The 10,149-nt window shown below is 67.6% G+C and carries 10 protein-coding genes; all 10 read left to right on the plus strand.

Annotation, left to right across the window (positions count from 1 at the left end; all coding sequences use genetic code 11):
- Nucleotides 1–70 precede the first annotated feature (70 nt).
- On the plus strand, nucleotides 71–655 hold the full coding sequence (locus AC13GI_RS17690; protein WP_025877927.1) for a hypothetical protein: 585 nt from the start codon (nucleotides 71–73) through the stop codon (nucleotides 653–655).
- An 8-nt stretch (nucleotides 656–663) separates the two neighbouring features.
- Nucleotides 664–1,218, plus strand: a complete 555-nt coding sequence (locus AC13GI_RS17695) for a cob(I)yrinic acid a,c-diamide adenosyltransferase (RefSeq protein WP_089238883.1) — start codon at nucleotides 664–666, stop codon at nucleotides 1,216–1,218.
- A 6-nt stretch (nucleotides 1,219–1,224) separates the two neighbouring features.
- The gene (locus tag AC13GI_RS17700; protein WP_265953804.1) at nucleotides 1,225–2,163 is read left to right on the plus strand and encodes a histone deacetylase family protein; all 939 of its coding nucleotides are present in this window, start codon (nucleotides 1,225–1,227) and stop codon (nucleotides 2,161–2,163) included.
- An 89-nt stretch (nucleotides 2,164–2,252) separates the two neighbouring features.
- A complete protein-coding gene (lptD, locus tag AC13GI_RS17705; protein ID WP_243380116.1) occupies nucleotides 2,253–4,754 on the plus strand; it encodes an LPS-assembly protein LptD in 2,502 nt (833 codons plus the stop codon).
- Complete coding sequence (locus tag AC13GI_RS17710; protein ID WP_099820249.1) at nucleotides 4,751–6,094, plus strand: peptidylprolyl isomerase; 1,344 nt, start codon at nucleotides 4,751–4,753, stop codon at nucleotides 6,092–6,094. Before lptD ends, AC13GI_RS17710 begins: the two co-directional genes overlap by 4 nt.
- 3 nt (nucleotides 6,095–6,097) lie before the next feature.
- Entirely contained in the window at nucleotides 6,098–7,078 is a 981-nt protein-coding gene (gene pdxA, locus AC13GI_RS17715) for a 4-hydroxythreonine-4-phosphate dehydrogenase PdxA (protein ID WP_482996947.1), read from the plus strand.
- A complete protein-coding gene (gene rsmA, locus AC13GI_RS17720; protein ID WP_380652675.1) occupies nucleotides 7,075–7,878 on the plus strand; it encodes a 16S rRNA (adenine(1518)-N(6)/adenine(1519)-N(6))-dimethyltransferase RsmA in 804 nt (267 codons plus the stop codon). Before pdxA ends, rsmA begins: the two co-directional genes overlap by 4 nt.
- Before the next feature lie 13 nt (nucleotides 7,879–7,891).
- Nucleotides 7,892–8,275, plus strand: a complete 384-nt coding sequence (apaG, locus tag AC13GI_RS17725; RefSeq protein WP_025877914.1) for a Co2+/Mg2+ efflux protein ApaG — start codon at nucleotides 7,892–7,894, stop codon at nucleotides 8,273–8,275.
- A gap of 15 nt (nucleotides 8,276–8,290) precedes the next feature.
- On the plus strand, nucleotides 8,291–9,313 hold the full coding sequence (locus tag AC13GI_RS17730) for a symmetrical bis(5'-nucleosyl)-tetraphosphatase (RefSeq protein ID WP_482996948.1): 1,023 nt from the start codon (nucleotides 8,291–8,293) through the stop codon (nucleotides 9,311–9,313).
- A complete protein-coding gene (locus AC13GI_RS17735; RefSeq protein ID WP_482996949.1) occupies nucleotides 9,310–9,954 on the plus strand; it encodes a DUF1287 domain-containing protein in 645 nt (214 codons plus the stop codon). Before AC13GI_RS17730 ends, AC13GI_RS17735 begins: the two co-directional genes overlap by 4 nt.
- Nucleotides 9,955–10,149: the final 195 nt, after the last annotated feature.

Consider the following 10,149-nt stretch of genomic DNA (forward strand, 5'->3'; position numbering starts at 1 on the left):
AGGGGGCCGGCCTGCGCCAAGCGCCGCGCCGGGCTAGAATGAAACCTGAATCCGCTCCGGCCCCACCGCCATGTCCGACTCCGCACCCCGCGCCTTCGTCCTGTCAGTGCTCGTGCTGTTGCTGGCGGCGACCCGCGTCAATCACTTCGCGGCAATCCCGGACGCGTCCTGGGCCGTGTTCTTCATCGGCGGCTTCTACCTCGCCCGCTGGACCCGCTGGGCGTTCCCGCTGCTGATGGTGTTCGCGGTGCTGGTCGACTGGATCGTGATCCGCAGCAGCGGCCTCGATTTCTGGCAGCACTACTGCGTGTCGCCGGGCTACTGGCTGCTGTTGCCGGCGTACTTCGCCATGTGGGCCGGCGGCATGCTGCTGGGCCGCAACTACCGCAGCGCGCAGTGGTCGGTGCTGGGCAAGGGTGCGTTGCTGCTGGTGGCGTCGGTGGCGCTGTGCCATCTGCTGGCGCAGGGCGGTTTCTACTGGACCAGCCAGAACGTGGCCGAGCCGACCGTGGCCGGTTGGGCGCAGAACTACGCGCAGTGGTTCGGCCCCTACCTGCGCACCACCGCGATCTACGTGGCCCTGGCCGCCGCACTGCAGCTGGCCGTGGAGCAGGTGCTCAAGCTCCTGCAGGCCCGCCGCGACATCCATCACTGAGCCGCGCCATGGGTCATCGCCTCTCGCGCATCTACACCCGCACCGGCGACGACGGCAGCACCGGCCTGGGTGACGGCAGCCGGGTCGGCAAGGACGATCTGCGTGTTGCCTCCTATGGCACCGTCGACGAAGCCAATGCCACGCTCGGCCTGTTGCTGGCCGTGCCGCTGCCGGAGGACGTCCGCGCGCTGGTCGTGCACCTGCAGCACCAGCTGTTCGATCTGGGCGCCGAACTGTGCGTTCCCGGCCATGCCGCGATCCACGCCGCCGACGTATCGGCGCTGGAACAGCAGCTGGACCACTACAACGCCGACCTGCCGATGCTGAAGGAGTTCATCCTGCCGGCCGGTGGCGAGGCCGCTGCGCGCTGCCACCTTGCGCGCACCGTGGTCCGCCGCGCCGAGCGCGACACGGTGGCCCTGGCCCGCGTTGAACCGGTGCGCAGCGAAGCGCTGCAGTACCTCAACCGGCTGTCGGACCTGCTGTTCGTGCTGGCGCGGGTGCTGGCACGGGCCGATGGCCACGGCGAAGCGCTGTGGCAGCCACAGCATCGCCAGCGCTGAGCCGCCATGCTGGTCTTCACCCATCCCGCCTGCCTGCTGCACGATCCCGGCCCAGGCCATCCTGAATGCCCGCAACGCCTGCAGGTGGTGCTCGACGCACTGCACGAGGCCTTCCCCGGCCAACTGGACTGGCGCGAAGCACCGCCGGCCAAGTTCGGTGAACTGACCCGTGTCCACGACAGCGCGCTGCTGGATCTGGTGCTGCAACCGCAGACCGCGCCGCTGCGCCAGCTGGACATGGATACCTGGACCTCGCCAGGCTCGGCCAGCGCCGCGGTGCATGCCGCCGGCGCAGGGGTCGCGGCCGTCGATGCGGTGATGCTGGGTGAGGATCCCCTGGCCTTCTGCGCGGTACGCCCGCCCGGCCACCATGCCACCAGCAGTACCGCGATGGGCTTCTGCCTGCTCAACAACATCGCCATTGCCGCCGCCTACGCCCGCGACCGGCACGGTCTGGAGCGGATCGCGGTGGTCGACTTCGATGTCCACCACGGCAACGGCACCCAGGACATCTTCCAGCACGACGCCCGGGTGTCCTACTACAGCACCCATCAGGCAGGGCTGTTCCCCGAGTCCGGCCTGCGCCGTGACCGCGGTGCCGGCAACCTGATGAACATCCTGCTGCCACCGGGCAGTGGTGGCTTCCGTTTCCGCAATGTCTGGGCCGACGAGATGCTGCCGGCGATCGACGACTTCCGCCCCCAGCTGCTGCTGATCTCGGCCGGCTTCGATGCCCACCTGCGCGATCCGCAGGCCGACCTGATGCTGGAAACCGACGATTTCGCCTGGATCACCCGCGAACTGCACGCGCTGGCACGCCGCCATGCCGCTGGCCGGGTGGTGTCGATGCTGGAGGGTGGATACGACCTGCAGGCCCTGGCCGAGTGCAGCGTGGCCCACCTGCAGGCACTGATGGCGACGCCTTCCGGCAACGGGCCTGGATGAACCCGAACCGGCAATCCGGGGAGGCCTTCATTGCCCCTATGCAAGGGATGGGGCAAGCTACCGTCCGTTTTCGCCCGAATCCGAACCGCGTGCGCCGAGCCCTCCGCCTGCTTCCCCTGCCCCTGAGCATCGCCGTCTGCCTTCCGGCATGGGCTGATGACAAGCCGCTCAACTGGGGCCTTTGCCCGGCCACCGACGTGATCCCTGCGTTCACCGACGCGCCGACGCCGGTGCCCGGCCAGGACAAGGCTGCCGCCAGCGCTGCGCGCGAACAGCAGCCCACCGACATCGAGGGCGACCAGCTGCTGGGCACCACCACCGTGCCGCAGTACCAGGGCAATGTGGCGCTGCGCCGGGGCGACCAGTTCGTCGGTACCGACAAACTCAGTTTCGATACCGAAAGCGGCAACTACGTCGCCGACGGTAATGTCCGCTATCAGGATGCCTCGATCCGGATGGTCGCCAAGCGCGCCGAGGGCAACCAGGAAAGCGACACCCACAAGATCACCGACATCCAGTACCAGCTGGTGTCCCGCCGCGGTAACGGCGAAGCCGAATCGGTCGACCTGCAGGGCGCGGTCGGGCAGATGCACCGCTCCACCTACACCACCTGCGACCCGTCGCAGCCGGTGTGGAAGCTGACCGCCCCGGAAATCGAAGTCGACAACGATGAAGGCTTCGGCACCGCCCGCAACGCGGTGCTGCGGATCGGCAAGGTGCCGGTGCTGTGGGCACCCTACTTCAAGTTCCCGATCGATGACCGGCGCAAGACCGGCCTGCTGTTCCCGCAGCTGGGCATGTCCGGGCGCAACGGTTTCGATTACGCACAGCCGATCTACTTCAACCTGGCGCCGAACTACGATGACACGTTGACCCCGCGCTACATGAGCCGGCGCGGCCTGATGCTCGACAACGAGTTCCGCTACCTCTATGAAGGCGGCCGCGGCGAACTGCTGACCGCGTTCATGCCCAACGACAAGCTGCGCGACCGCGACCGCGGCCGGGTGATGTTCGGCGGCTACCACAACCTCGACGACCACTGGCAGGCCCGCGCCAACCTGGCCTGGGTCAGCGACGAGCGTTACGTGGAAGACTTCGCCAACCGCCTGGTGGGCGTCACCGCCTCGAACCTGCAGAGCACCGTCGGTCTGTACGGCACCGGCAAGAACTGGACGGCCGGCATCATGGCCGACCGCTGGCAGCTGACCGACTACACCCTCAACGAAAGTGCGTTGGCCTACAACCGCCAGCCGCGCCTGTATTTCAACTGGGACAAGCCGCTGCTGCCGTGGCTGGAGACCGGTGTCTACGCCGAGGCCGTGCGCTTCACCCACGACGACATCAACTTCAAGTACGGCGCCGATGCGGGACCCGACCTGCAGTACACCCGCAACGGCAGCCGGCAGACCGACGGCATCGGTGTCAGCGGCGGCTCGCGACTGGACGTGAAGCCGTACGTGTCGTTCCCGATCAGCGGCGCGGCGTGGTATGTCACGCCTACGCTGGCTTACCGCTATACCGCCTACCAGTTGGACCGTGGCCTGGTTGATGGCGTGAACGGCATCCGCGGGCAGATTCTGCGCTCGCAGGGCATCGACCCGAACACCGCCACCCCCGAACAGCTGCGCGGCAATACCTCGCCCAGCCGCAGCCTGCCGATCGCCAGCCTGGATGCCGGCCTGTTCTTCGACCGCGAGACCACCCTCGGCGGCAAGTCGTTCCTGCAGACCCTGGAGCCGCGCCTGTTCTACCTGCGCACGCCCTACCGCAACCAGGACGAGCTGCCGATCTTCGATACCCGCGACTTCACCTTCAGCTGGGGCCAGCTGTTCCGCGATTCTCGCTATACCGGCGCAGATCGCCAGAACGACGCTAACCAGCTGACCCTGGCGCTGGGCACCCGCTTCATCGACCAGACCACCGGCAAGGAACGCTTCTCGGCCTCGATCGGCCAGATCCAGTACTTCGACGAATCGCGGGTGACGGTGGTCCCCGGTGGCGCACCGGTGGAAAAGGGCAAGTCGGCGTGGATCGCCGACGGCAACTACATGATCAACGACCGCTGGACGCTGGGTGCCACCTATCAGTGGGATCCCAAGTACAAGCGCGAGGATCTGGCCAGCGTGCGCGCCCGCTACCTGATGTCCAACGACGGCGTGGTCAACCTGACCTACCGTTACCGCATCAATTCCGGCGCCCCGGCCACCGCCAACAAGCACGACCGCACCCTGCTGGAACAGGCCGACCTGTCGTTCCTGTACCCGCTGAACGAGCGCTGGAGCCTGGTGGGCCGCTATTACTATTCGTTGCAGGACAAGGAACCGCTGGAAATCATCGGTGGCGTACAGTGGGACAGCTGCTGCCTGGCCGTGCGCGCCGTGGCCCGCCGCTACGTACGCAACCGCGAAGGCGAAATGAACAACTCCATCCAGCTCGAGTTCGTGCTCAAGGGCTTGAGCTCCCTCGGCCAGGACACGGACCGCACTTTGCGCCGTGCTATCCTCGGCTACAACCGCGACGACCTCTATCTCGTGCCGCCCAGCAACACCGGAGCGGCCCGCGATGACTACGATCCGAATCAGATCCCATGACCAAGAGCTTCCCCGTTCTCCTCGCATCGCTTCTGGCGGTGTCCAGCGTGTCCGCCCCCCTGCAGGTCATTGCGCAGGAGGCCCAACCGTTGGACCGCATCGCTGCTGTCGTCGATGAGGACGTGATCCTGCAGAGCGAGCTTCAGCGTGCGATCGCCAACATCAAGGCGCAGTACGCCGGCCGCGAGGCCCAGCTGCCCCCGGATGATGTGCTCAGCCGCCAGGTGCTGGAGCGCCTGGTGCTGGTCAAGCTGCAGGTGGCCCGCGCCCAGGGCAGCGGCATCCGCGTCAGCGACCAGGAACTGACCCAGGCGATGAACGCCATCGCCCAGCAGAATGGTTCGACCCTGGATGCCCTGCGTCAGCGCCTGGCCCATGACGGCATCGACTTCAACGATTTCCGCGCCTCGGTGCGTGACGAGATCACCGTGCAGCGCCTGCGCCAGAGCTTTGCGCAGAGCCGCATCAGCGTCAGCGAAGGCGAGGTCGATGCGGCCCTGAAGCAGCAGGCCGACGCCGGCAACCAGTTCCACCTGGCACACATCCTGGTCGCCCTGCCCGATGGCGCCAGCGCCGAGCAGATCGCCACCGGCCAGAAGAAGGCCGACGGCGTGAAGGCATTGCTGGACAAGGGCGAACTGGACTTCAATGCGGCGGCCGTGCGTTATTCCGACAGCCCCAATGCACTGGAAGGCGGCGACCTCGGCTGGCGCACCCTGGATGAAATCCCGGCGGCGTTCGCACAGACGATGCAGCAGATGAAGCCCGGCGAAGTGGTTGGTCCGATCCGCGGCCCGAGCGGCTTCCAGCTGCTGAAGCTGGTGGAAGTGCGTGACGCCAGCGCGGCGGCAGGCACCCACACCGTCACCGAGTACCACGGCCGCCACATCCTGGTGCGCGTGGACGATGCCCAGTCCGACGCGGCCGCCAAGGCCAAGATCGACACCCTGCGCGCCCGCATTGCCGGCGGTGCCGACTTCCAGCAGGTGGCCAAGGAATCGTCCGAGGACACCAACAGCAAGGGCCAGGGCGGCGATCTGGGCTGGTTCCCGGCCGATGCGTTCGGCCCGGCCTTCGGCCAGCAGGTGGCAGGCATCCAGGACGGCGGCGTCAGCCAGCCGTTCCGTACCGATGCGGGCTGGCACATCGTGCAGCGCGTAGGCACCCGCCAGACCGACGTCGGCAGCGACAACCAGCGCGCCCAGGTCCGCGAGACCATCGGCCGCCGCAAGCTGGAAGACGAGTACAACCGCTTCCTGCAGGAACTGCGTGGCGAAGCCTACGTCAGCTTCCGCAGCGGTGACCGGGCGGAAAATACCGCCACGCCGCCGCAGTCCTGAGCCATGCTCCCCGAGCTCGCTCTGGTACCGGGCGAGCCCGCCGGGATCGGCCCGGAGCTGTGTGTCCGACTGGTCCAGCAGCCGCGCGATGATTGCCGGCTGCTGGCATTCGCCGATCCGGACACCCTGCGCGCGGCCGCTGCCGCGCTGAACCTGCCCCTGCAACTGCTGCCCGAGGACGCGCATGCCCGCGTCCCCGGCGACCTGCGCCTGCGCGCCGTCGCCAACAGCACCCCCACCCGTTTCGGCCATACCGACCCTGCCAACGCAGGCGCGGTGATCGGCGCCCTGCTGGGTGCCGGCCAGGCCTGCCTGACCGGTGAACTGCACGGCGTGGTGACCGGCCCGGTGCACAAGGCGGTGATCAACCAGGGCGGCATCGCCTACAGCGGCACCACGGAACTGCTGGCCGACCAGGCCGGAGTGAAGGTGGTGATGATGCTGGCCAACGACATCGTCCGCGTGGCCCTGGCCACCACCCACCTGCCGCTGCGCGAGGTCGCCGATGCGATCACCGCTCCCGGCCTGGAACACACCCTGCGCACCGTGCATGCCGCGCTGCGCCGCGAGTTCGGCCTGGCCGCACCGCGCATCGCCGTGCTGGGCCTGAACCCGCATGCCGGCGAAGACGGCCACCTCGGTCGCGAGGAACTGGATCTGGTCATCCCGCTGCTGCAGCGCCTGCGCAGCGAGGGCATGGACCTGATCGGTCCGCTGCCGGCCGATACCGCGTTCCTGCCGGCCAAGCTGGCCGGCTTCGACACCGTGCTGGCGATGTACCACGACCAGGGCCTGCCGGTGCTGAAGTACTCCGGCTTCGAGCAGGCGGTGAACCTGACCCTGGGCCTGCCCTACCCGCGCGTGGCGGTCGACCACGGCACCGCGCTGGATCTTGCCGGCCGCGGCATTGCCGATCCTTCCAGCCTGCAGGCCGCCACAACGCTGTGTGCGCGGCTGGCACGGCAACGTACACTGAGCACATGACTTCCCCGCATTCCCCCTCCGGCCCGGTGTTTTCCGCCCCGGCCAAGAAGCAGCTCGGCCAGCACTTCCTTGCCGACCGCTACTACATCGACAAGATCGTGATGGCGGTCAATCCCAGGGACGGCGACCGCCTGGTCGAGATCGGCCCCGGCCAGGGTGCGATCACCCTGCCGCTGCTGCGCGTACACCCGAAGATGACGGTGATCGAGTTCGACCGCGACCTGATCGCGCCGTTGACCGCCGCCGCCGAACCGCTGGGCGAGCTGACCATCGTCAACCGCGACGTGCTGCGGGTGGACTTCACCGAGCTGGCCGATGGCCAGCCGATCCGCCTGGTCGGCAACCTGCCCTACAACATCTCCTCGCCGATCCTGTTCCATGCGCTGGAACACGCTGCGGTGATTTCCGACATGCACTTCATGCTGCAGAAGGAAGTGGTCGATCGCATGGCCGCCGGTCCCGGCAGCAAGGTGTTCGGCCGCCTCAGCGTGATGCTGCAGGCCTACTGCGAGGTGACCTCGCTGTTCGTGGTGCCGCCGGGTGCGTTCAGGCCGCCGCCGAAGGTCGACTCGGCCGTGGTACGTCTGATACCGCGCGATCCGGCCACGATCAACATCAAGGACCACAAGCGCTTCGCCGACGTGGTCAGGGCCGCCTTCGGCCAACGCCGCAAGACCCTGCGCAATGCCCTGAACAACGTGGTCAGCGCCGAGCAGTTCGTGGCCGCCGGCGTGCGTCCCGACGCCCGCGCCGAACAGCTGGACGTGGCTGAATTCATCGCTTTGGCCAATGCCACCTGATTACACTGCCGGTATGGAAGACGCTGACGTTTATGCCATCTCCGTCGAAGTCGCCCCGCGCTTCCTCGACGACCAATCCGCACCGGAAGACGGTCGCTATGCGTTCGCCTATACGATCCGCATCCACAACCAGGGCCGCGTTGCCGCCCGCCTGGTCGCACGCCATTGGCGCATCACCGATGCCAACGGCCGCGTCGAGCATGTCGATGGCGATGGCGTGATCGGCGAACAGCCGCGCCTGCGTCCGGGTGAAGACTTCCATTACACCTCAGGTGTCATGCTCGGCACCGAGCACGGCACGATGCAGGGCCATTACGACATGGTGGCCGACGATGGCACCGAATTCGCCGCGCCGGTCGCACCCTTCGTGCTGGCCATCCCGCGCACCCTGCACTGACACGGAGGCCGAACGATGAGTGTATGGGCGATCGGCGACCTGCAAGGCTGCTATGACGTAACCCAGCGCCTGCTGGAAAAGATCCGCTTCGATCCGGCGCAGGACACCCTGTGGTTCTGCGGCGACCTGGTCAACCGCGGCGGACAGTCGCTGGAAACGCTGCGGCTGGTGCATTCGCTGCGCGAGCACAGCGTGGTGGTGCTCGGCAACCACGACCTTTCGCTGCTGGCCGTCGGTGCGCGCACCGAAGAGGAACAGCGCAAGGTCAACCCGGACCTGCTGCGTATCGTCCAGGCCGAAGACCGTGACGTGCTGCTGGACTGGCTGCGCCTGCAGAAGCTGGTGCACGTGGACCGTGAGCTTGGCTGGATGATGGTGCATGCCGGCCTGGCGCCGAAGTGGACCACGCAGATGGCCGAGAAGCATGCGGCCGAAGTGGAAGTGCAGCTGCACGGTGCCGGCTACCGCAAGCTGTTCCGCAACATGTACGGCGACAAGCCCAGCTGGGCGCCCAACCTGACCGGCTACGAGCGCTCGCGGGCGATCATCAACGTGCTGACGCGCATGCGTTACTGCACCTCGCGCGGCCGTATCGGCATCGAGGACAAGGGCACACCGGGCACCCAGGAACAGGGGCTGTATCCCTGGTTCGAAGTGCCGGGCCGGGTCGAGCGCGACCTGAAGGTGGTCTGCGGCCACTGGTCCGCGCTCGGCCTGACCATCACCCAGGGCATCCACGCGATCGACACCGGTGCAGTGTGGGGCGGCAAGCTCACTGCGATCCAGCTCGACACCGATGAGCTGCGTGTGGTGCAGGTACCGGGACGTGACGTGCCGGCACCCGTCGCCAACGCGCGGCCGCCTGCACGGCCTGCCCATGAGCGCGCGGCAGGGCAAGGCAAGGACAGCGGCCAGGGCAACGGCAACGCTGCAACGGCCGGCGCCCCCGGCAACCGTGGTCCGCGCCGGCGCCGCCGCCGTGGTGGCGGTGGTGGCGGTGGTGGCGGCAACAACAACGGCACGCCTCCTTCGGCATGAAGCCAGGCAACCGCGCACCATGGACGGTGCTGCTGCTGACGCTGGCCCTGGCCAGCGGCTGCCAGCCCTCGTCGTCGCCAGCGACCGCCGGCGACGACAATGCCACCGCCCCTGCACCGGCTCCCACACCTTCTCCACCGTTGGTCGCAGCCGCGCGCGCGCAGATCGGCGTCACCACCCGCTACGACCCGGCCTATCAGGTGCTGGCCTACCCCGGTGGCGACGTGCCCGCTGATCGCGGCGTATGCACTGACGTGCTGATACGCGCCCTGCGTACGCAAGGGCTGGACCTGCAGGTCCGCGTCAACGAAGACATGCGCGCTGATTTCAGCGCCTATCCGGCGCTGTGGGGGCTGTCACGACCGGATCGGAACATCGACCATCGGCGTGTGCCCAACCTGATGCGCTGGTTTGATCGCCAGGGTTGGCAGCAGCCGATCAGTGCCCGCGCCAGCGACTTCGCTGCCGGCGACATCGTGGCCTGGAAGCTCAACGGCAACGGGCTGCTGCACGTGGGCATCGTCTCCGACCGGCGCCTGGCCGACGGCACGCCGCTGGTGCTGCACAACATCGCGCGGGGCACGCGGGAAGAAAACCTGCTGTTCCAGCACGCGATCATCGGGCACTACCGGATGCCGTGAGTGAGGCGGTGCTGTAGAGCCGAGCCATGCTCGGCTGCGATTTGTGTCCGCCAAAAGCAGCCGAGCATGGCTTGTATGTTCCTCCCGGCTCCTACGAGGTATGTAGGAGCCAGGGTGGAGGGACCGTCAACATGATATCTGCGGGTAGCAGCCGACAGACGAGCCGAGCGATCCCCATCCCGCACCTTAACGTCG

The sequence above is a fragment of the Stenotrophomonas sp. 82F1 genome (assembly GCF_056861525.1).